General features: G+C 70.3%; 20 protein-coding genes. 12 read left to right on the forward strand and 8 right to left on the reverse strand.

The features are described 5' to 3' along the window. Positions 1-9: 9 nt before the first annotated feature. From OG303_RS14275 to OG303_RS14290, 4 genes are all read right to left on the reverse strand, one after another. On the reverse strand, positions 10-969 hold the full coding sequence (locus tag OG303_RS14275) for a carbohydrate ABC transporter permease (protein ID WP_405868490.1): 960 nt from the start codon (positions 967-969) through the stop codon (positions 10-12). A 9-nt stretch (positions 970-978) separates the two neighbouring features. Then, the gene (locus OG303_RS14280) at positions 979-1,917 is read right to left on the reverse strand and encodes a carbohydrate ABC transporter permease (protein ID WP_405868492.1); all 939 of its coding nucleotides are present in this window, start codon (positions 1,915-1,917) and stop codon (positions 979-981) included. 9 nt (positions 1,918-1,926) lie between these two features. Continuing rightward, a complete protein-coding gene (locus OG303_RS14285; RefSeq protein WP_405868494.1) occupies positions 1,927-3,321 on the reverse strand; it encodes an ABC transporter substrate-binding protein in 1,395 nt (464 codons plus the stop codon). Between the two features lie 72 nt (positions 3,322-3,393). Continuing rightward, positions 3,394-4,509 carry an enolase C-terminal domain-like protein gene (locus tag OG303_RS14290; RefSeq protein WP_405868496.1) on the reverse strand — a complete coding sequence of 372 codons (1,116 nt, stop codon included), beginning with the start codon at positions 4,507-4,509 and terminating at the stop codon, positions 3,394-3,396. A 119-nt stretch (positions 4,510-4,628) separates the two neighbouring features. On the opposite strand from OG303_RS14290, the gene OG303_RS14295 reads away from it, so the two are divergent. From OG303_RS14295 to OG303_RS14320, 6 genes are all read left to right on the forward strand, one after another. Continuing rightward, positions 4,629-5,408: a FadR/GntR family transcriptional regulator gene (locus OG303_RS14295; protein WP_405868498.1), complete on the forward strand. Its 780-nt coding sequence runs from the start codon at positions 4,629-4,631 to the stop codon at positions 5,406-5,408. Positions 5,409-5,587: 179 nt separating this feature from the next. Continuing rightward, positions 5,588-7,516 carry a right-handed parallel beta-helix repeat-containing protein gene (locus OG303_RS14300; protein WP_405868500.1) on the forward strand — a complete coding sequence of 643 codons (1,929 nt, stop codon included), beginning with the start codon at positions 5,588-5,590 and terminating at the stop codon, positions 7,514-7,516. 202 nt (positions 7,517-7,718) lie between these two features. Next, the gene (gene boxC / locus OG303_RS14305; protein ID WP_405868502.1) at positions 7,719-9,386 is read left to right on the forward strand and encodes a 2,3-epoxybenzoyl-CoA dihydrolase; all 1,668 of its coding nucleotides are present in this window, start codon (positions 7,719-7,721) and stop codon (positions 9,384-9,386) included. A gap of 4 nt (positions 9,387-9,390) precedes the next feature. Continuing rightward, a complete protein-coding gene (gene boxB / locus OG303_RS14310; RefSeq protein ID WP_405868504.1) occupies positions 9,391-10,812 on the forward strand; it encodes a benzoyl-CoA 2,3-epoxidase subunit BoxB in 1,422 nt (473 codons plus the stop codon). 10 nt (positions 10,813-10,822) lie between these two features. Next, positions 10,823-12,376, forward strand: a complete 1,554-nt coding sequence (locus OG303_RS14315) for a benzoate-CoA ligase family protein (RefSeq protein WP_405868506.1) — start codon at positions 10,823-10,825, stop codon at positions 12,374-12,376. Further along, positions 12,373-13,230 (forward strand): amidohydrolase family protein, encoded by an 858-nt coding sequence (locus OG303_RS14320; protein ID WP_405868508.1) that lies wholly within the window; start codon positions 12,373-12,375, stop codon positions 13,228-13,230. The genes OG303_RS14315 and OG303_RS14320 overlap by 4 nt, the downstream gene beginning before the upstream one ends. A 29-nt stretch (positions 13,231-13,259) precedes the next feature. Here the strand turns inward: OG303_RS14320 and OG303_RS14325 are convergent, their stop codons facing one another. Both OG303_RS14325 and OG303_RS14330 read right to left on the reverse strand, forming a co-directional pair. Next, positions 13,260-14,105: a PaaX family transcriptional regulator C-terminal domain-containing protein gene (locus OG303_RS14325; RefSeq protein WP_405868510.1), complete on the reverse strand. Its 846-nt coding sequence runs from the start codon at positions 14,103-14,105 to the stop codon at positions 13,260-13,262. Positions 14,106-14,296: 191 nt separating this feature from the next. Further along, a complete protein-coding gene (locus OG303_RS14330) occupies positions 14,297-14,773 on the reverse strand; it encodes a DUF6299 family protein (RefSeq protein WP_405868512.1) in 477 nt (158 codons plus the stop codon). 227 nt (positions 14,774-15,000) lie between these two features. Between OG303_RS14330 and OG303_RS14335 the strand changes: the two genes are divergently transcribed. Continuing rightward, positions 15,001-15,195, forward strand: a complete 195-nt coding sequence (locus tag OG303_RS14335; protein ID WP_405868514.1) for a DUF5999 family protein — start codon at positions 15,001-15,003, stop codon at positions 15,193-15,195. 11 nt (positions 15,196-15,206) lie between these two features. Here the strand turns inward: OG303_RS14335 and OG303_RS14340 are convergent, their stop codons facing one another. Further along, positions 15,207-15,605: a RidA family protein gene (locus OG303_RS14340; protein WP_405868516.1), complete on the reverse strand. Its 399-nt coding sequence runs from the start codon at positions 15,603-15,605 to the stop codon at positions 15,207-15,209. Further along, complete coding sequence (locus OG303_RS14345; protein ID WP_405868518.1) at positions 15,602-16,846, reverse strand: acyl-CoA dehydrogenase family protein; 1,245 nt, start codon at positions 16,844-16,846, stop codon at positions 15,602-15,604. Before OG303_RS14345 ends, OG303_RS14340 begins: the two co-directional genes overlap by 4 nt. A gap of 125 nt (positions 16,847-16,971) precedes the next feature. On the opposite strand from OG303_RS14345, the gene OG303_RS14350 reads away from it, so the two are divergent. The 5 genes from OG303_RS14350 to OG303_RS14370 all read left to right on the forward strand — a co-directional run bounded on the left by OG303_RS14350 (position 16,972) and on the right by OG303_RS14370 (position 22,215). Continuing rightward, a complete protein-coding gene (locus OG303_RS14350; RefSeq protein WP_405868520.1) occupies positions 16,972-18,600 on the forward strand; it encodes an AMP-binding protein in 1,629 nt (542 codons plus the stop codon). 15 nt (positions 18,601-18,615) lie between these two features. Continuing rightward, positions 18,616-19,428 (forward strand): PaaX family transcriptional regulator C-terminal domain-containing protein, encoded by an 813-nt coding sequence (locus tag OG303_RS14355; protein ID WP_405868522.1) that lies wholly within the window; start codon positions 18,616-18,618, stop codon positions 19,426-19,428. 116 nt (positions 19,429-19,544) lie between these two features. Then, entirely contained in the window at positions 19,545-20,096 is a 552-nt protein-coding gene (gene cysC / locus OG303_RS14360; RefSeq protein WP_405868524.1) for an adenylyl-sulfate kinase, read from the forward strand. Beyond that, a complete protein-coding gene (gene cysD, locus OG303_RS14365; protein ID WP_405868526.1) occupies positions 20,093-21,007 on the forward strand; it encodes a sulfate adenylyltransferase subunit CysD in 915 nt (304 codons plus the stop codon). Before cysC ends, cysD begins: the two co-directional genes overlap by 4 nt. A 2-nt stretch (positions 21,008-21,009) precedes the next feature. Further along, positions 21,010-22,215, forward strand: coding sequence for a sulfate adenylyltransferase subunit 1 (locus OG303_RS14370; RefSeq protein WP_405868528.1), 1,206 nt, complete (start codon positions 21,010-21,012; stop codon positions 22,213-22,215). Positions 22,216-22,233 lie beyond the last annotated feature (18 nt).

Here is a 22,233-nt window from a genome sequence, read left to right on the forward strand (position 1 = left end):
CGAGGTACTTCACTCCTTGGTGGCGCCGGCCAGCATGCCGGACACCAGGGCTCGCTGGGAGAAGAGGAACACCAGGAGCACGGGCAGGACGGTGACGAGGGCGGCCAGGGCGAGTTCCGGACGCATGATCTGGTTTCCGAGGCCGGCGGAGGTGTTGAAGGCCGATGACGAGGTGAGCAGGTTGTTCAGCCCCACCTGGGCCGGGTACTGCGAACTGTTCGGCAGCATGACGAACGGCAGGAAGAAGTTGTTCCAGTTGCCGACGAAGTTGAAGAAGCCGACCAGTGCGACGACCGGTTTGGCCAGCGGCAGGGCGATGAGCCGGAAGACCTGCCACTCCGAGCAGCCGTCGATCCGCGCGGCGGCCAGCAGGTCGGCAGGGATGTTGGAGGAGAAGTAGATGTAGGTGAGGTAGACCCCGAACGGGAAGAACGAGAAGGGCAGGATGACCGACCAGATCGTGCCGTCCAGATGGACCGCGTTGATCTCGAGGTACAACGGCAGGACCAGCGCGGCCGAGGGCATCAGCATCACCAGCAGCGTGATGGTCAGCAGCAGCCGGCGGCCGATGAACCGGGTGAGTGCCAGGCCGTATCCGGCGGGGATGCCGGTGACGAGGGTGATGGCCAGCGCGCCGAAGGTGTAGAGGGCGGAGTTCTTCAGCCAGTCGAGGATGGCCCCGTCCTGGAAGCCGTACAGGTTGTGCCAGGTGTCGGCGAGCCCGCTCAGGGATCCGAGGGAGAACGGGGCGCCGCGCAGGATCTGGCCGTCACTCTTGGTCGGCGCGAGCAGCAGCCAGATCACCGGCAGCACGAAGAACAGCAGGAAGAAGCCCAGGACGATGATCCATGCGGCGCGGTCGGCCAGGCCCATCGGGCGGATCCGCCGCGATGTCGTGGGACGGCGAGGTCCTGTGCGGGGCTCGGCGGCCGTGCGCCGGGCCCGGTCGGCGGAGGGGGTGAGCGTCATGACGGCCTTTCAGTCCCGGTCGAACAGCCCGGCACGGAAGACGACGAGTGCCGCGCAGCCGAGCCCGAGGAGGAGCAGGTCGACGGAGAGCGCCGCGGCGCCGTTGAAGTCGCCCGCCTGGAAGGCGTACTGGTAGGACAGCTGGTTGGGTGACCAGCTGTCGGGGATCATGCCCCAGCTCGCGGTGGAGACCAGTTGGGGTTCGACGAAGAGCTGGGTGCCCGCCGCGAAGGCGAGGATCAGCATGTACGCGATCCACTTGGTGAGCATCGGGATCTGGATGCGCAACGCGATCTGAAGGGTGCTCGCGCCGTCGATCCGGGCCGCCTCCAGGATCTCGTCGGGGATGTTGTTGAGCGCCCCGTACATGATCACGATCCAGCCGCCTGCCCCGGTCCAGAAGGCGATGACGGTGAAGAGCACCGGCAGATGACCGGGGGAGATGACCTGGGCGAGGGTGTGCCAGCCGAGGGCGTCCAGCAGCCATCCGACCGGGCTGGAGGCCGGGTCGAGCAGGATGAGCCACAGCAGCACACTCGCCACCCCGGCGAGCGCCCCCGGCAGATAGAAGAGGAACCGCAGGGCGGAGGAGCTCCGGCGCATCCGGCCGTGCAGCATCAGGGCGAGCAGCACGACCAGGACCATCAGCACGACCAGCCAGACCAGCAGGTACAGCCCGATGTGGGCGAAGGCCGGGCCGAACCGGTAGTCGGCGAAGGTACGGGTGAAGTTGCCCAGCCCGACGAACTGGCCGCGGGAGTTGGACAGGGCCAGCCAGAGGGCGTAGCCGGTGGGCAGGACACCGAAGGCGAGCAGCAGGACGACGTAGCCGGAGACGAAGAGGTATCCGGCGCGGCCGAGCGGGTTGCGGGCGCTGCGGTCGCCCCGCTTCGGTCGGACGGCGCCGCGCTTCGGCCGTACGGCGGGGAGGGCGGAGGGGGCGGTCATGGGGTCACCTCACCGCCCGACGGTGTAGCCGAGGGACTTGGCCTTGTCGGTGATGGCGGTCTGCCAGTCGCCGAGCGTGCCGGTGAGCGACTTCCCCGAGTTGAGAGCGGGGACGACGGTCGATGCGTAGATCGCCTCCTGGCTGTACTGGGTGGCGGACCAGCCCGGCCACACCCGCTCGGCGGCCTGCTGGAGGACGGGGCCTATGTCACCGGCGAAGTAGCCGGTCGTGGCCTGGTTGGCGAGCCAGGCAGTGGCGGCCGTCTTGTAGGCGGGGTAGGTGCCGGCGGTGGCCTGGTAGTCGTTGGAGGTGGTCATCCAGGTGACCAGGTCGGAGGCCGCCTTGAGGTTCTTGCTGTGGGAGGAGACGAACCACAGGCCACCGCCGACGTTGCCGGTGTAGTTCGTGGTGTCGCCGGCGAACTTCAGGGGGGCGGCCGCCGCGATCCGGCCCTTGGGGGTCTTGAAGGTCGAGTTGAACAGCACCTGGCCGTACCAGGACGGGCCCGGCAGCATGAGCACCTTGGCGGCCTTGTTCTTGACGAAGCCGGCGCTGAAGACGGTGTCCTTGGAGACCGACCCCTTGGCGATCAGACCGTCGAGCAGCTTGGCCATCCGGGTGCACTTGGGGTCTTCGAGGTTGACGGTGACCTTCTTGCCGCTGGTCACGGTGCTCGCGGGACACTGGCTCGCCCAGAAGTACACCTCCGGGGCATAGGAGTCACCGGCGGTGCCGACCAGATAGCCCGGATGCTCCTTGGCGACCTTCTCCCCGAGAGCCTGGTACTCCTCCCAGGTCGTCGGGACGGTGTATCCGAAGGAGTCCATCAGCTTCTTGTTGTACCAAAGGACGTTCTGGGCCAGGTCGTTGCGAACGCAGTAGGTCTTGCCGTTGAAGACGCATGGGTCCAGGGCGCCGTCGGCGAAGCCACTGAGAGTGGTCTTCGGGATGATGTCCTGGCTGACGGGGGCGGCGTAGGGCGTCTTGCCCTGGGAGGCCCAGGTGCCGTCGTTGACGTTCGCGGTGAAGGCGACGTCGGGCCAGCCGCTGCCGGTCCGGTCGAAGAGCTGCACCTTGGTCTGCAGGTCGTTGGCCCCGTTGGCGTCGCCGCTGTACGTGACGATCTTCAACTTCACGTCCGGGTGCGCCTTCTGATAGGCCTTCACGCCCGGTACGCGGGTGGCGTCCGCCCAGACCGTGATCTCACTGCCCGCTTTCTGGGGCATGGGCGAGAACTTCGCGGCGGCCCCGTCGGCCGAGGGGGTGGGATCCGCGCTGGCGCAACCGGCCAGCGAGAGCAGGCACATGACGCCGAGAGCCGCGACGGCGCCTGTGACACGTGGACGAGAGGAGTGCGGGCGGGACGAGTGCGGACGGGAGGAGTACCGAACACCGTTGTTCATGGCTGACCTCGTTTGCGCTGGATTGCCGGGCGATCGTGCGTGATGAGGTTCGTGGGCGGGGACGCCGGGTGGTCATGCCTTGGGCGGGGTGACCGTCTCCGCGTCGACGTACGGCCGGAGCACGGCCGGGTAGTCGAGTCCGGCGGGCAGCGCGACGCCGGGGCCGGTGGGCGCGTGGACGATGCCGTCGGCGTCGATGCCGCTCTCCCGGCTGATGGGGTTTCCCATCACCAGGGACTCGTAGTACGTCGTGTTGGAGATGGCCATGCACAGGTGCCGGTTGGGGATCTCGGGTCCGTGCACCTCGGCGCGCAGCCGGAAGGCGTCGGCCAGGTGGGCGGTGCGCATGGCGCCGGTGAAGCCGCCCCGCAGTTGGGTGGAGGCGCGGACCCCGAAGGTGGCGGCGCCGGCCTGGATGAAGTCGGCGGAGTTCATGTGCGCCCCGTCGGAGGTCTCGGCGACGAGCAGGGGCACCCTCACCGCGTTCGCCAGGCGCTGGTACGCGGTGACGCTGAACTCGCGCATCGGTTCCTCGTACCAGAGGTATCCGGCATCGGACAGCGCGTTGCCGACATGGATGGCGTCGGGCAGATCGAAGCCCGCGGAGCCGTCGAACATCAGCGGGATGTCGTCGCCGACATGCTCGCGCAGCGCCACGGACAGCTTGGCGTCGCGTCGCGCATCGCCCCAGGCGTGCAGCTTGATGGCCGGGTAGCCGAGCTCCAACGCCTGGTCGGCGATGTCCAGATACTCGGCGACGGAGGAGTAGGTGACGGTGGAGGCGTACGCGGGGATGGAGGTGCGGTAGCCGCCCAGCACCTCCCAGGTGGGCCGGCCCGCGAGGCGCCCCGCCAGATCCCACAGTGCCGTGTCGACGAGACCGAGGAGGTACAGCGGCAGCTCCTCGATACGGTCCAGCTCCCACAGCCGGTGCCAGAGCCATTCGCGCCTCAGCGGGTCCTGACCCACCAACTCCTCGCGCAGCACCCGGTCCAGCAGGTCCGCCAGCATGACGGCGGAGCCGCGCCGCGGGCTCATCGCCACACCGTCGACCCCCTGGTCGGTGCGGATGTGCAGCACGGCGGCCTCGCCCGCCGGTGGGCTGCCCCTCAGCCCGTGCCGCCAGACGAACGGCGGGTCGGCGGCGGGTACCCGGATCGGATAGCTCGCGACATCGGTGATGCGCAACGGTGTCCCACCTCACAGAGAAGCCGAAAATGCGTTGGAAACATAATTCGTCATACGAATGTCGTCAAGGGATATGCAGCTAGAATGCGGGCACGCATCGGAGCGGAGGGGCGGTCGCCATGACGGACACGGGCACGGACACAGGCACGGACAGCGGAGGCGGTCCACCCGTGTTGCAGCCCTGGACCAGGCGCCCGGCCCGGCTGGCACACGCCGTCGTGGAGGCACTCGCCGACCGGATCGTGGCGGGCCACTTCCCTCCCGGCTCGGCGCTGCCCATCGAGCCCGACCTGTGCGAAACCTTCGGGGTCAGCCGCACCACCGTCCGCGAGGCGGTCAAGGCCCTGGAGGCCAAAGGGCTGGTCCGCGCAAGACAGGGCTCCGGAACCACAGTCACACCGCAGGAGAACTGGAACCTTCTGGACCCCGTCGTACTGGCCGCCACCTTCCAGCACGACGACCAACTCGTGGTTCTCGACCAACTCGTCGGCGTGAGATCGGCATTGGAGTCCCAGATGGCCGCCCAGGCGGCGATCCTGGCGACGGAGGACGATCTCCGCGCCATCGAGGAGCTGCTCGTGCGGCTGGACGGGGAGACCGCGACCCCGCACCGCTTCATCGAGACGGATCTCGTCTTCCACGGTCGGATCATGGAGGCGTCCCGCAACCGGCTCGCGAGCTCCATCGTCCGCAGCGTCCACACCCAGGCCCGGACCACCACCCTGTACAGCGGCGCACCCGACACCCGCGCCTGTGAGCTGGCCAACACAGAGCACCGGCAGTTGATGCAGCACCTTCTCGCCCGGGATTCCGAGGGGGCCGCGCAGGCCATGACGTCACACATCGAGGACGCCTGGCAGCGCCGCCGCTCACCGGCCGGCCGTCGGCCGACCTCGTAACCGGCGGACCGGGCAAGTTACTGCACAGTACCTATTGCCGCAATTCGTATGACGACTAATGTAACCGCCGTTTCGTTTCGGCCACTGGAAGGTGCCACGTGCGGTTCACACGTTCATTTCCCTCGCCCCAGGGCCGGGCGAGCAGAGCCTGCCTGACAGCGATCGCTGCCCTCGCCACGGTGACCGCGACGGCGCTGGGCCAGGCGACGCCCGCCTTCGCGGCGCAGACGGCGATCCTCCACGTCTCGCCACACGGCCACGGCACCGGCTGCTCAGCGGCCCACCCTTGTTCGATCGAGCAGGCCAAGGCGAAAGTGCGGACCCTCAACTCGAACATGAGGGCCGATATCGTCGTCCAACTCGCAGGCGGTACCTACCGGCTCTCCGCGCCGCTGACCTTCACCCGGGCCGACTCCGGCAGCAACGGACACACGGTCAGGTGGCAGGCCGCGCCCGGCGCCCGCCCCGTCATCTCGGGGGCACAGAAGGCCACCGGCTGGACCCGGCACGACCCTGCGAAGAACATCTGGAAGGCCAAGGTCGGCACCGGTTTCGACATCCGTCAGCTCTACGTCGACGGCGTACAGGCCACCCGCGCCCGCACCCAGCTGAACCGCGCCGACCTGACCTCCGACGCCAACGGCTACACGTTCACCAGCGACGCGCTGAAGTACCTCAACAGCCTGGCCGATCCCGGCCGTACCGAGATCGACGCCCTCGGCTCCTTCACCAACCGCTACTCCCCGGTGGCGGACATCAGCGACGGCGTCATCACCATGAAGCAGCCGGCCTGGAACAACAACACCTTCGGGTACGACACCATCGGCAACCCCTTCAGGCAGGGGCCGCTGTACATCGAGAACGCGTACGAGTTCCTGGACACAGCGGGCGAGTGGTACCTGAACACCCGCACCGGGACCCTGTTCTACAAGCCCCTCCCCGGCCAGAACATGTCCACCGTCGACGTGGAGATGCCGAGGCTCGAGTCGCTCCTGTCCGTCGGCGGCACCTACCAGGCCCCGGCGACCCACATCACCTTCTCCGGCCTGCAGTTCTCGCACACCAGCTGGCTGCAGCCGTCCACCGGCCAGGGGTACGCCAACCAGCAGACCGGCGCGTTCGTCTACGGCGACTGGCAGCGCCCTTCGGACGCGCTCGGCTCCTGCCAGTACGGCTGCAAGCTCTTCGAGGCGACCCGTCCCCACTGGCACCAGATGCCGGCCGCCGTCCAGGTGTCGGCCGCCTCCCACATCAGCTTCACCGGCAACCGGTTCACCCAGCTGGGCCAGGTGGCCCTCGGCATCGGCAACGACGCCAACGCGCACGCCACGGGCGTCGGCCTCGGCGCCGACACCGTCAGCGTGACCGGCAACGTCTTCACCCAGGGCGCGGGCGGCGGTGTCGTGGTCGGCGGTCTCCAGGCCGACGCCCATCACCCCAGTGACCCCCGGATGACCAACCGGAACATCACCATCAGCAACAACGTGATGCATGACCTCGCGCTGGACTACCGCGACATGACGGCCGTGCTGGTCACCTACGCCACCGACTCGACGGTCTCCCACAACGAGATCTACGACATGCCCTACACCGGCATCGCGATCGGCTACGGCTGGGGCACCAACGACCCAGGCGGCAGCCAGGACTACGTCAACCGCGGGCTGTACGACTTCCAGCCCGTCTACAGCACCCCCACCACCCTGAAGAACCTCAAGGTCACCGGCAACTACCTGCACGACGTGATGCGGACGATGGACGACGGCGCCTGCATCTACACGCTCTCGGACGGGCAGGGCACCCGCATCGACCGGAACTACTGCGCCGACAACAGCGGCCACTACGGCATCTATCACGACGAAGGATCACGCGACTACACCGACATCAACAACGTCTTCCGCGACACCGGCGACTGGGACCACGAGAACTCCAACTCCACCAACAACACAGGCGCGCTCACGGTGACGGACAACTGGACGAGCAACCCCTCCATCAGCCTGACCGACGGGCAGCGCGGCAACACCGTGACCGGCACCGTCGTCGTCAGCGACGGCAACTGGCCCAGCGGCGCCAAGCGGGTCATGGAGAACGCCGGCGTCCACCCCGAGTGACCCGCCCGGCAGGTCCGGGGCGTGGCCGGGCTGGGGACATCCGAGTCGCACGCGCACGCCTCCGTGGCGCCGGGCACCCTTTGGTGGGCCCGGCGCCACAGCTCGTTGCGGAGGGTTTTGTTCTACAGAACCTTGACGCCCTGCCGCTCTTCTGTAGAGGATTCCCGTATCGGTACCCCTGCGGCGCGAGGAGGCGCTCAGCATGGTGGTGGTGTCCTTCGACCGAGATCCGGACACATACCGGCACTGGAAGCTGCGGACCGACGGGCCGGTCGCCTGGCTGGAGCTGGACGTCGACGAGCAGGGTGGTCTGGTTCCGGGGTACGAGCTGAAGCTCAACTCCTACGACCTGGGCGTCGACATCGAGCTGTACGACGCGCTGCAGCGGCTGCGCTTCGAGCACCCCGAGGTGCGCTCGGTGGTGGTGACCAGCGCCAAGGAGAAGGTCTTCTGCGCCGGGGCGAACATCCGGATGCTCGCGGCCTCCCCGCACGCGTGGAAGGTGAACTTCTGCAAGTTCACCAACGAGACCCGCAACGGCATCGAGGACGCCTCCGCGCACTCGGGGCTCACCTTCATCGCCGCCGTCAACGGCTCCTGTGCGGGCGGCGGTTACGAACTCGCGCTCGCCTGCGACCGGATCCTGCTGATCGACGACAACTCCTCGTCGGTCGCACTGCCCGAGGTGCCGCTCCTCGGCGTGCTGCCCGGCACGGGCGGGCTGACCCGGCTGACCGACAAGCGCCGCGTGCGCAAGGACCTGGCCGACGTCTTCGCCACCCGCAGCGACGGCGTCCGGGGCAAGACGGCGGTGGACTGGCGGCTGGTGGACGAGGTCGTGCCGCGCCGGGACTTCCGTACGGTCGTCGCGCAGCGAGCCGTCGAGGCGGCGGCACGCAGCCCGCGCCCGGACGACGTGCGCGGTATACAACTCGCTCCACTGAAGCGGGAGTTGAGCGAGGACGCCATCGTCTACCGGCATGTGCGCGCCGAGTTCGACCGTCCGCTCGGCCTCGTCCGCATCACCGTACGCGGACCTTCCGGGGACGCGCCCGCCGACGCCGCGGCGCTCCACGAGCAGGGCGCCGACGGCTGGTTGCTGGCTCTCACCCGGGAACTCGACGACCTGATCCTGCGCCTGCGGGCCAACGAAGTCGAGCTCGGCACCTGGGTGTTGCGGACGGAGGGCGACCCCGGGCTCGTACTCGCCCATGAGCGGTCGGTGTCGGGTGCGGCGGCGGACGGGGACTGGCTCGGCAACGAGATCCTGCACTACTACAAGCGCACTCTGAAACGCCTCGACGTCACCAGCCGCAGTCTCGTCGCGCTCGTCGAGCCGGGCAGCTGCTTCGCGGGGCTGCTGACGGAGCTGGCCCTGGCCTGCGATCTGCAGTACATGCTGGACGGGCCGCCGGTCGAGGATCCCGACAGCGACGCCCGCGCCCAACTCGCGCTCTCCGAGGCGAACTTCGGCACCTTCCCGATGGGCAACGGCCTGTCCCGTCTCCAGTCCCGGTTCTACGGGGACGACGGCCACCTCGACTGGCTGCGCCGGGAGGCGGGGCAGCCCCTGAGCGCCGCCCGGGCCCGCGAGCTCGGCCTCGTCACCGACGCGCCCGACGACATCGACTGGGAGGACGAGGTCCGTCTCGTCCTGGAGAACCGGGCGGCGCTCAGCCCGGACGCGCTGACCGGGATGGAGGCCAACCACCGGTTCGTCGGCCCGGAGACCATGGAGACCAAGATCTTCGGCCGGCTCAGCGCCTGGCAGAACTGGATCTTCGTACGGCCGGGCGCATCAGGTCCGGAAGGCGCGTTGCGCCGCTACGGCACCGGGCAGCGGGCGGTCTACGACCGGAAGCGAGTGTGATCCGATGGCCACGGACATCGACTACGACGCCAAGATCCCCAACAACGTCGGCCTCGCCGACGACCGCCGGCTGCAGCGCGCGCTGGAGGGCTGGCAGCCCAAGTTCCTCGGCTGGTGGGGCGAGATGGGCCCGGCGCTGGAGAACCACGGCGTCTATCTGCGCACCGCCGTGTCGGTCGGCCGCGACGGCTGGGCGCACTTCGGCCATGTCAACGTGCCGGACTACCGGTGGGGCATCTTCCTGGCCGAGCCGGCTCCCGACCGACGCGTCGCCTTCGGCGAGCACCGGGGCGAGCCCGTCTGGCAGCAGGTGCCCGGCGAGTACCGCGCCGAACTGCAGCGGCTGATCGTCGTCCAGGGCGACACGGAGCCGGCCTCCGTCGAGCAGCAGCGTCTGCTCGGGCGCTCCGCGCCCAGCCTGTACGACCTGCGCAACCTCTTCCAGGTCAACGTGGAGGAAGGGCGGCACCTGTGGGCGATGGTCTACCTGCTGCACGCCTACTTCGGCCGGGAGGGCCGCGAGGAGGCCGAGGCGTTGCTGCACCGCAACTCCGGCAGCCCCGACGCGCCGCGCATCCTCGGCGCGTTCAACGAGGAGACCGCCGACTGGCTCGCCTTCTACATGTTCACGTACTTCACCGACCGGGACGGCAAGTACCAGCTCGGGTCGCTCAGGGAGAGCGCCTTCGATCCGCTGTCGCGGACCTGCACCTTCATGCTGAAGGAGGAGGCGCACCACATGATGGTCGGCACGACGGGTGTCGACCGGGTGGTGATGCGGAGTGCTCAACTGGTCCGGGAACACGACACGTCGGACATCGCCGCGTGCGGCGGCATCCCGCTCGACATCATCCAGAAGTACATCAACTTCCACTACACGGTCTCCCTGGACCTCTTCGGCAGCGAGACCTCCACCAACGCGGCGAACTACTACACCGCCGGGCTCAAGGGCCGCTGGCAGGAGGAGCGGCGGACAGACGACCACCAACTCACCGAGGACGGCGTCCTGTTGGACAAGCCGGACGGCGACGGCACCTGGTCGGTCGACGAGGTGCCCGCGCTGCTCGCCCTCAACCTGGACCTGCGCGACGAGTACATCGCCGACTGCCGGACCGGCGTCAAGCGCTGGAACCGCATCCTGGACGAGCACGGCATCGGCTTCCGGCTGAAGCTCCCGCACCCCGGCTTCAACCGCCATGTCGGCCTCGCCGCCGGTCACCACGTCACCCCCGACGGCACGATCGTCGACGAGGAGACCTGGGAGGCGAGCCGCCACCACTGGCTGCCGACCCCCGATGACCTGGCGTTCGTACGGTCGTTGATGCAGCCGGTGTACGAGCGGGGGAAGATCGCGAGCTGGGTGGCGCCGCCGGTGAACGGCATCAACGGCAAACCGTTCGACTACGAGTACGTCCGACTGGTGTGAGGCGGTCCGGATGCCCGAGGTGTTCAACGCGGCCGACTGGCTGGTCGACCGGCAGGTGCGAGAGGGCAACGGCGGCCGCACGGCCGTCGTCACCCCCACCCGGAGCCTGACCTACGAAGAGCTGTCCGGCGAGGTCCGCCGGGCGGCGGCCGGGCTGCGTGCCCTCGGGGTACGGCCCGAGGAGCGTGTCCTGTTCTGCATGGCGGACGACGTCGGGCTGTTCGCCGGCATCCTCGCCGCCTTCCGCATCGGCGCGGTGGCGGTGCCCGCCTCGACCATGCTCACCGGACCGGAACTGGGCAGGCTGGTGGCGGACTGCCGTAGCCGAGTGGTGCTGGGATCGGCGGAGTTCGCGCCCGTGGTGCGGGCGGCCGTGCGGGAGGCCCCGGAGGTCGAGCACGTCCTCCTGACCGAGGAGGACCGGCGGCAGCCGCTGGACGCGGGCACGGACGAGGCGCCGTATCCCACCTGGCCGGACTCCCCCGCGCTGTGGCTGTACACCTCGGGCACCACGGGCACCCCCAAGGCGGCCATGCACCGGCACGCCGACATCGCTCTCGTGGCGGAGAACTACGGGCGGCAGGTGCTGGGCATCGGGCCCGACGACCGCTGTCTGTCGGTGGCCAAGCTGTTCTTCGCCTACGGCCTCGGCAACTCGATGTTCTTCCCCCTGGCCGTGGGCGGAACGGCCCTGCTGGAGCCCGCCCGGCCCTCGCCCGCGCTGTTCGCCGAGCGGGCGGCGACCGACCGGGCCACCGTCCTGTTCGGCGTGCCCGGCTTCCTCGGGGCGCTGCTCGCGAGCCCGGACGTACCGGACGACGCGTTCGCGACCGTACGGGTCGGCGTCTCGGCCGGGGAAGCGCTGCCGGCGCGGATCTACCAGGGGATGCGGGACCGGTTCGGCGTGGAGGTCCTCGACGGGATCGGGTCGACGGAGATGCTGCACATCTTCGTCTCCAACCGGCAGGGGCGGGTCCGTCCGGGCTCCTCCGGCGAACCTGTTCCGGGGTACGCCGTGGAACTGCGGGACGCGGAAGGCCGCGTGGTGGTGGGCGAGGGTGTGCCCGGCGAGCTGTATGTGCGCGGGGAGTCGGCCGCCGTCGGCTACTGGTGCCGGGCCGAGACGACGCGTCAGGTCTTCCTCGGCGACTGGGTGCGCACCGGCGACACCTACGTCCGCAACGGCGACGGCACCTACACCTGCATGGGCCGCACCAACGACCTGCTCAAGGCGGGCGGCATCTGGGTCTCGCCCGCCGAGGTCGAGGAACGGCTGCTGGCCCATCCGGACGTGGCCGAGGTCGCCGTGGTCGGCGCACGCGACGCGGACGGCCTGGACAAGCCGGTCGCGTGCGTGGTGCCGAGAGCCGGCCGCGAGGTCGACCCGGACGCCCTCGTCGCCTGGTGCCGCGAGGGTCTGGCCGCCTTCAAACGCCCGCGCGCCGTCATCGGACTGCCCGAGCTGCCCCGTACGCCCACCGGCAAGATCCGCCGCAACGTGCTGCGCACCATGGTGCGCGACGGCTCCCGGGCCGAGGCCCCCGCGTCCGAGGAGGCGCTGTGATCGACGGCGAGACCGTGGTCGACACGCATGTCCACGTCCCGAGGCTGTCCACACTCAAGCCGGCCTGGTTCGAGTGGGCGCAGACCTTCGGCCGCGGCCATCCGTGGCGCGACGCCTACGACGAGCGCGGCGATCCCGTCCCCGAGCGGCTGGACGCCCTGCTGGAGTCCGAGGGCGTGGACCGCGCGCTGCTGTTCTGCGAGTACAGCCCGCGCGCCACCGGCATCCAGCCCATCGAGGACCTGCTGCCGATCGTCGCGCACAACCCGGTCCGCTTCCGTCTGGTGGCGAACGTCAACCCGCACCTGCACCATCCGGTCGCGGCCGAGGCCGAACGCCAGCTGGGCCTGGGTGCGGTCGCGGTCAAACTGCACCCCGTGCACGGCGGTTTCGACCCGGCCGACAAGGAGCTGTATCCGCTCTACGCCCTGTGCGCGGAGCGCGGCGTCCCGGTGATCGTGCACTCCGGCACCTCCAGCTTCCCCGGCGCCCGCGCCCGGTACGGGGATCCGCAGCTGCTGCTCGACGCCGTGGAGGACTTCCCGGACGTGCAGTTCGTCTTCGCGCACGGCGGGCGCGGCTGGTGGTACGACACCGCGGCGTTCCTCGCCCTGGCCCGGCCGAACGTCTGGCTCGACCTCGCCGGTCTGCCGCCGCGCAGACTGCCCGAGTACTACGCCCGGTTCGACCTGCCGAGGCTGGCCGCACGGTGGATCTTCGGAACGGACTGGCCGGGGGTGCCGGGCACGTCCAACAACGTAGCTGGGCTACGGCAGTTGGGGCTGCCCGAGGAGACTTTGCGGGCGGTGCTGTCGGGCAACGCGGCGAAGGTGTTTCCGGGGTTGGGGATCTGAAGGTTTTCGGGGCAACGGCACAGGCGCGCTCAGCCCTCGAGTTCCTTCCATCGCCGCTGGGCCGCCGTGCTCCACTCGGCGTGCCTGCCGTGGAAGAGTTCCGTCGCCCTGGCGCCGCTCCAGCCCGCGGGCAGCAGCTTCGGGGGGAGCCGCGGGTCGAGGAAGGGGAAGCGGCGCCACTCGTGCACCAGCCTGGTCAGGTCGTGCAGGACGGCGTCACCGTCGGCCGGACGCAGCCCCGTGAACTCGTCGACGAACGCCTCGTACCGGTCCTCCACCTCGCTCAGGTCCCAGGCACGGGCGACCATGGCCGCCTCGCTGCCCACGGCGCCGTAGGTCGCGGTGAAGGACATCGCGCCGTCGGCCAGTCCGAGTTCCTTGAGGACGCCGAGCGCCTCCCCCTCCCGGTCGGCGCGGGGCGTGATCCACACGCCGGGTTCCGGGGAGCCGAAGCCGGCCCAGCTGAGCCGGGTGCGGACGCGGTGCCGCAGGTCCCGCTTGGGCTCCGGCACCGAGACGAGGACCACCAGCCAGGTGCCGTCCCAGACGCGCTCCCCGCTGCCGAAGTCGTAGATGCGCTGCGCGCCCTCGGTCAGCAGCCGCCGCCCCGGCGGGGTGAGGGACCAGCGCACCCGGCGGCCCACCCGCTCCGAGGCCAGCCAGCCCTCCGCGGCGGTCCGGGCGAGCGACTGACGGGCCGACTTCTCCTCGACGCCGAACAGCGCGAGGGCCTCGACCAGCGCCGACGTCCACACCGGCCGGCCGCTGGGCAGGACGTACTCGCCGAGGACGGTCATCAGCAGCGACCGGGCGCTGGTGTCGCCGACCTCCCGACGCCTGCTGACCACCGGCCGTGCGGACGTGTCCTTCGCCATGCCCCGTCACTTCCCTCGCTGCCGGTCCGCGACCACCGGGTCCGTGACCACCGGTCCTTCTACACAATATCTTGTCGCTGCGCGAGCTCTCAGTAGAGTGTCGGCGAGGGGTGCGACCTGTTCACGGAGGGCCGGGGTGAGCGCGGTGCGCGCCGCCGACCACCCGGTGCGGCGGCGCGACCGAGCGGCGGTCAGTCCTTCTTGAGGGTGACCTCGTGCCGCTGTACGGCGTGGAAGCGGGGCAGGGGCAGGATGCCGTGGAAGCGGAGTTCCGTGACCGTGGCCTCCACGCTGACCCTGCCCGGGGCGATGGCCGGCGACGGCGTGCTCGTGTTCTCCCAGCGGTGCTTGGCGCCGTCGCACACGGCGATGGTGCCGCCGACGCCCTGGACCACGGTCACGGAGCTCGGGCTGATGGAGGAGCTCGTCGAGCTGTGGCTCACGGACGCGCTGACGAAGGCCGGGCCCGTGTTCTCGACGCAGCGGTAGGTGCCGGTGAGGGTGACGGTGCCGTCCTCGGCGATGCGGCCGGTCGGGTCGACGGTCACGCTCTCCTGCGGGTCCACGGCCACGGTGTCGTGCGGGGCCGCGGCCGCCGGAACGGCGGGAGCGGCGAGCAGGAACAGCGCGGCACCGGCCGCGAGGGCCAGGGCGGGACGCTTGGACATCGGAAACCTCCTGTAGGTGGGGCTTCCTGTGGTACCCGGCAGGCGGGCCCCTGGCCGTGACCGTCACCCACTCGGTGGCGAGTCCGCATCGACGGTCGTGGAACCGTCCGGGTGTTGTCCGCGTGTTGTCACGCTTCACGACCGGCCGTTCCGATGAGTTCGCGACGGGAGGATGGTCTTATCCACAGGGACCGAACGGACGGCCCCGACCGACGTGGAGGTGCGCCATGTGTTCCCACCAGTCTTCGACCCCGTCCTTCGACGGCAACCTCGTGCACGTCGTCGCCGCCCACCCCGAGCAGGGCTGGAGCCTCTTGTGCGACGGCGCGATCATGTTCGACGACACGGGTGAGCTGACGCCCGACGGCCAAGCCGTCGGGCCGCACCGGGTGCCCGTCGAGCGACTGGCCATCGCCGCCTGATCGCACGGGCCCTAGGGCAGTACGGCGAACCCGTCGAGTTCCACCATCGCCTTTTCGTCCCACAGGCGTACGACCTCCACGACCGCCATCGCCGGGTAGTCACGGCCCGCCAACTCCCGCCAGAGACGGCCCAGTTCGGGAGCCAGGGTGCGGTATGCGGCGACGTCGGTGGTGTAGACGGTGACGCGGGCGAGGTCGGCGGGGGTGCCGCCGGCCGCGCGCAGGGCGGTGAGCAGGTTGGTGAGGGCTCGCTCGAACTGCTCGGGCAGGGTGTCGCCGGTGACCTTGCCGTCGGCGTCGAGGGCGGTCTGGCCGGCGAGAAAGACGACGCGGCTGCCGGTCGCGACGACTGCGTGGGAGAAGCCGGTGGGCGGGGAGAGGTCGGGCGGGTTGACGCGCTCGGTGCTCACTGCGGTGCCTCCAGGTCGGCGTACAACTCCTTGGCGATGATGCCGCGTTGGACCTCGCTCGCGCCCTCGTAGATACGCGGGGCGCGCACCTCTCGGTAGAGGTGTTCGAGGAGATGGCCGCGGCGCAGGGCTCGGGCGCCGTGCAACTGGACGGCCTTGTCGACGACATACTGCGCGGTCTCGGTGGCGATCAGCTTCGCCATCGCCGCGCGCTTCGGGACACCCGGGGCACCTTCGTCGTACGACGCCGCCGCCGCGTACACCATGAGGCGGGCCGCGTCGGTGCGCAGCGCCATCTCGGCGACCTGGTGGCCGACGGTCTGCAGATCCTTCAACTTGCCGCCGAACGCGTCCCGTTGGGCGGTGTGAGCGAGGGTCGCGTCCAGTGCCGCCTGTGCCATGCCGACCGCGAACGCGCCGACGCTGGGGCGGAACAGATTGAGCGTTCCCATGGCGACCCGGAATCCACGGTCGAGCTCACCGAGCACGTCGTCCGCCGTGACGGGTACGGCATCGAAGTCGAGGGCGCCGATGGGGTGCGGCGAGAGCATGTCGAGGGCCGTACCGGTGAGCCCCGGGCGATCGGCCGGCACGAGGAAGGCGGTCACGCCACGGGCGCCGGCGCCGGGGGTGGTGCGGGCGAAGACGGTGTAGAAGTCGGCCTCGGGCGCGTTGGAGATCCAGCACTTCTCCCCGGTGAGGCGCCAGCGGGAACGGCCGTCGGGGTCGGCGGTGACGGGGGCGGTGGAAGGCGTGCCGCCGGGCTCTGCACTGGACGACACGGCGGAGCGCGAGCCATCGGGTCCGATGGCTCGTGGGTCGGCAGACCCCGTCTCCGGATCCGCGTGCAGGTCCAGGGCGGCCGCGTCCGAGCCCGCTCCCGGCTCGCTCAGGGCGAAGGCGGCCACCGCCGTGCCGTCCGCGACCCGGGGCAGCCAGCGCTCGCGCTGGGCCGGCGTGCCGTGCGCATGGACCGGATGGGCGCCCAGCCCCTGCAGCGCGAGCGCCGTCTCCGCCTCCGTGCAGGCATACGCGAGCGACTCCCGCATCAGGCAGAGGTCGAGGGCGCCGGAGGTGAACAGGCGGGCCAGGAGGCCCAGTTGACCGAGCTCGGCGACCAGCGGGCGGTTGACGTGACCCGGTTCGCCCTTCTCCGCGAGCGGGCGCAGCCGTTCGGCCGCGAGGGTGCACAGTTCGGCACACCAGGCGGTTTGTGCCGGATCGAGCGAGAATGCGGGCATTGCTGGTCCCCTCTCTCGGCAGGTCCCCACGACGTTATCGCGCACCGTTGACTGTCGTCACCAACACGATACGCTCGACACGCGAGCCCACCACGACGCCCAAAACGGCAAGGGGGCGCACCGCCATGAACGTCTCGGCCCACGTCGACACCTTCGCGCGCGACCACCTCCCGCCGCCCGAAGACTGGCCAGAACTTCGGTTCGACCTGCCGGAGCTCCGTTACCCCGATCGGCTGAACTGCGCCGCCGAACTCCTGGACCACGCCGACCCGGGCCGCCCGGTGTTCCACACCCCCGCCGGCCCTTCCTGGACGTACGGCGAGCTCCGCGCCCACGTCGACCGCCTCGCGCACATCCTCACCCGCGACCTCGGCATCCTCCCCGGCAACCGCGTCCTGCTGCGCGGCCCGACCACGCCCTGGCTCGCGGCCTGCTGGCTGGCCGTGCTGAAGGCGGGCGGGGTCGCCGTCACCGTGCTGGCCCAGCAGCGGCCGCACGAGCTGGCGGTGATGTGTGACATAGCACTGGTCCGGCACGCGCTGTGCGACATACGGGCCGTCGACGACCTGGCGAAGGCCGAGATTCCCGGACTGCGGATCACGACGTACGGCGGCGACGCCCCCGACGACCTCCTGCGCCGCACGGCGCCCGACACCCCGTATCCGACCGTCGCCACGGCGGCCGACGACGTCGCGCTGATCGCGTTCACGTCCGGCACGACCGGTCGCCCCAAGGGGTGCATGCACTTCCATCGTGATGTGCTCGCGATAGCCGACACCTTCGCCAAGCATGTGCTGCGACCCCGTGCGGACGACGTCTTCGCGGGCAGTCCCCCGCTCGGTTTCACCTTCGGACTCGGCGGGCTCGTCGTGTTCCCGATGCGGTTCGGCGCCAGCGCCCTCCTGCTCGAACAGGCCCACCCCAAACAGCTGTTGCCGGCCGCCGCCGAGCACCGGGTCTCCGTCCTGTTCACCGCCCCGACGGCCTACCGCGCGATGCTCGACGAACTCGACGCGTACGACATCTCGTCCCTGCGCCGCTGCGTGTCCGCCGGCGAGAACCTGCCCGCCGCCACCTGGCAGGCCTGGTACGAGCGGACCGGGCTGCGGATCATCAACGGCATCGGCGCCACCGAGCTGCTGCACATCTTCATCTCCGCGGCCGACGAGCACATCAGGCCCGGGACGACGGGCGTGCCCGTACCGGGTTGGCACGCGCGCATACAGGACAAGAACGGAGAGCCCGTGCCCGACGGGGAGCCGGGGCTGCTCGCCGTCCGCGGGCCGGTCGGCTGCCGCTACCTCACCGATCCGCGGCAGCGCGTCTATGTGCGCGACGGCTGGAACGTCACCGGCGACACCTATGTCCGCGAGAGCGACGGCTACTTCCGCTATGTCGCCCGCGCCGACGACATGATCATCTCGGCCGGGTACAACATCGCCGGACCGGAGGTCGAGGACGCCCTGCTGCGGCACCCGGACGTGGTGGAGGCGGCCGTCGTGGGCCGGTCCGACGAGGCGCGCGGGCAGGTGGTCGTGGCCTACGCCGTCCTCAAGGAGGGCGCCGAGCGGGACGCCGAGTCCCTGCGCGGCTTCGTCAAGTCCGAACTGGCGCCCTACAAATGCCCCCGCGAGATCGTCTTCCTGGACGCGCTGCCGCGCACGGCGACCGGCAAGCTGCAGCGCTTCAGGTTGCGCACCGAACGGAACGCCGAAGGTGCCGTCGAACGTGACACCGAAGGTGACCAGCACTGATGCCGACGACCTAAGATGATCAACGTGTCCGACCAGCATGCACCACGGTCTCTCATCGTCACGCTCTACGGCGCGTACGGCCGCTTCGCGCCGGGCCCCGTGCCCGTCGCCGAACTGATCCGGCTGCTGGCCGCGGTCGGCGTGGACGCGCCCTCCGTGCGCTCCTCGGTCTCCCGCCTCAAACGCCGCGGGCTGCTGCTGCCGGCCCGAACGCTGCAGGGCGCGGCCGGGTACGAACTGTCCACCGACGCCCGCCAGTTGCTCGACGACGGCGACCGGCGCATCTACGCCACGGCGCCGCCCGAGGACGAGGGCTGGGTACTCGCCGTGTTCTCGGTGCCGGAGTCGGAGCGGCAGAAGCGGCATGTGCTGCGTTCGCGGCTGGCCGGACTCGGCTTCGGCACGGCGACGCCCGGGGTGTGGATCGCTCCCGCCCGGCTCTACGAGGAGACCCGGCACACCCTCCAGCGGCTGCGCCTCGACCCGTACGTCGACCTGTTCCGCGGCGAGCACCTCGGGTTCGCGGCGACCGGGGAGGCCGTCGCCCGCTGGTGGGACCTGGCCGCGATCGCCAAGGAGCACGAGGCGTTCCTCGACCGCCACGCGCCCGTGCTGCACGAGTGGGAGCACCGGGTGGACACCCCGCCCGAGGCGGCCTACCGCGACTACCTCCTCGCCCTCGACTCCTGGCGCCACCTCCCCTACGCCGACCCCGGCCTGCCCGCCCGGCTCCTCCCCGAGGACTGGCCCGGCGTCCGCTCGGCCGGCGTCTTCCGGGACCTGCACGAGCGGCTCAGGGACGCGGGGGCCGAGTTCGCTGGCGTGTGACCTCAGCCACATCAGATGTCACTCACGCAACCCTCAGCTTGTTCTGTCCCTCTTCTCAAGTTTCTTACCTAGCGTTCGGCGGGCCGTCGCCAGGTAAGGAATGAGGACTGTTGCGCATGACCACCACGGCAAGGGCTCAGGGAGCCACCGTCTGGCTCACCGGACTGCCGAGCGCGGGCAAGACGACCATCGCCCGCCTCCTCGGCGAACGCCTGAAGGCCGAGGGACATCGCGTGGAGGTCCTGGACGGCGACGAGATACGCCGCTTCCTCTCCGCGGGCCTCGGCTTCTCCCGGGCGGACCGCAACACCAATGTGCAGCGCATCGGCCTCGTCTCCGAGGTCCTCGCGCGCAACGGCGTGCTCTCCGTCGTCCCCGTCATCGCGCCGTACGCGGACAGCCGTGAGGCGGTACGCAAGCGGCACGAGGCCAGCTCGACGCCGTACATCGAGGTGCATGTCGCCACCCCGGTCGAGGTGTGCAGCGAGCGGGACGTGAAGGGGCTGTACGCCCGGCAGGCCGCGGGGCAGTTGCGGGGGCTGACGGGCGTCGACGACCCCTACGAGCCGCCGGCCGACCCGGACCTCGTACTGCCGACGCAGCTCCAGACGCCCCCGGAGTCGGCGGACGCCGTGCACGCGGTGCTGGCGGAGCGGGGGCTGGTGTGAGCGCGACGACCACCGGCTTCACGCTCTCCCACCTGGACGCGCTGGAGTCCGAGGCGGTGCACATCTTCCGCGAGGTGGCGGGCGAGTTCGAGCGGCCGGTGATCCTCTTCTCCGGCGGCAAGGACTCCATCGTCATGCTGCACCTGGCACTGAAGGCCTTCGCTCCCGCGACCGTCCCCTTCTCGCTGCTGCATGTGGACACCGGACACAACTTCCCCGAGGTGCTCGAGTACCGGGACCGTGTGGTGGCCGCACATGGGCTGCGCCTCCATGTGGCCTCCGTACAGGACTACATCGACCGCGGTGTGCTGCGCGAACGTCCCGACGGGACCCGCAACCCGCTGCAGACCCTGCCGCTCACCGAGAAGATCCAGGCCGAGAAGTTCGACGCCGTCTTCGGCGGCGGACGCCGGGACGAGGAGAAGGCCCGCGCCAAGGAGCGGGTGTTCAGCCTCCGCGACGAGTTCTCGCAATGGGACCCGCGCCGCCAGCGGCCCGAGCTGTGGAACCTCTACAACGGCCGGCACGCGCCCGGCGAGCACGTCCGCGTCTTCCCGCTGTCCAACTGGACCGAGCTGGACGTGTGGCAGTACATCGACCGCGAACGGATCGAACTGCCGGAGATCTACTACGCCCATCACCGCGAGGTCTTCCGGCGGGGCGGCATGTGGCTGACCGCCGGTGAGTGGGGCGGGCCCAAGGACGGCGAGACCGTCGAGAAGCGGCAGGTGCGCTACCGCACGGTCGGCGACATGTCCTGCACCGGTGCCGTGGACTCCGAGGCCGACACCATCGCCAAGGTGATCGCCGAGATCGCCGCCTCCCGGCTCACCGAGCGCGGCGCGACGCGTGCCGACGACAAGATGTCCGAGGCCGCGATGGAAGACCGCAAACGCGAGGGGTACTTCTAGTCATGACCGTGGACACGCTCCGGTTCGCCACCGCGGGTTCCGTCGACGACGGGAAGTCGACTCTCGTCGGACGGCTGCTGCACGACTCCAAGTCGGTCCTCACCGACCAGTTGGAGGCCGTCGCGCACGCCTCCCGCAACCGCGGCCAGGACACCCCCGACCTCGCCCTCCTCACCGACGGCCTGCGGGCCGAGCGCGAGCAGGGCATCACCATCGATGTCGCCTACCGCTACTTCGCCACCCCGCGCAGGCGGTTCATCCTCGCCGACACCCCCGGCCATGTGCAGTACACCCGCAACATGGTGACGGGTGCCTCCACCGCCGAGCTGGCGATCATCCTGGTCGACGCCCGCCACGGGGTCGTCGAGCAGACGCGGCGCCATGCCGCCGTGGCCGCGATGCTCCGCGTGCCGCACGTGGTCCTCGCCGTCAACAAGATGGACCTGGTCGGGTACGAGGAGAGGGAGTTCGAGCGCATCGCCGAGGACTTCGCGGGCCACGCCGCGGAGTTGGGGCTGCCCGGTTTCACGCCGATCCCGGTCTCCGCGCTGGTCGGCGACAACGTCGTGGACCGCTCGGCGCACATGGACTGGTACACGGGTCCGGCGCTGCTGGAGTTCCTGGAGAACGTACCCGTCGGCACCGACGCGGCGTCCGCCGCCCCGGCCCGCTTCCCCGTGCAGTACGTCATCCGGCACGGTGAAGTCCGTTACTACGCGGGTCAGTTGGTGTCCGGTGCACTGCGGGTCGGTGACCGCGTCACCGTCCACCCGTCCGGCGAGACCTCCGAGATCACCGGCATCGACGTGCTCGGGATCCCCGAGGAGGAGGCACACGCACCTCAGTCGATCAGTGTGCGGCTGGCCGACCAACGGGACGTCTCCCGCGGCAACATGATCTCGTCGGGGGCCGAGGCTCCGGCTCTCACCCAGGACGTCCGGGCGGCCGTCTGCCACCTGGCCGACCGCCCGCTGCGGGTCGGCGACCGCGTGCTGCTCCGGCACACCACCCGCACCGTCAAGGCGATCGTCAAGGACCTCGCCGGAGCCGCCGCGTTGAGCGTGAACGACCTCGGACGGATCACCGTGCGCACCGCCGAGCCCTTGGCCCTCGACGACTACGCGGTCTCCCGCCGCACGGGTGCGTTCATCCTGGTCGACCCGGCCGACGGCGCCACGCTGACCGCCGGCATGGTCGAGCTGTCGTAGCGCGTCCGCCCCGGTACG

This window comes from Streptomyces sp. NBC_00005 (assembly GCF_045160215.1).
Taxonomy (GTDB): Bacteria; Actinomycetota; Actinomycetes; order Streptomycetales; family Streptomycetaceae; genus Streptomyces.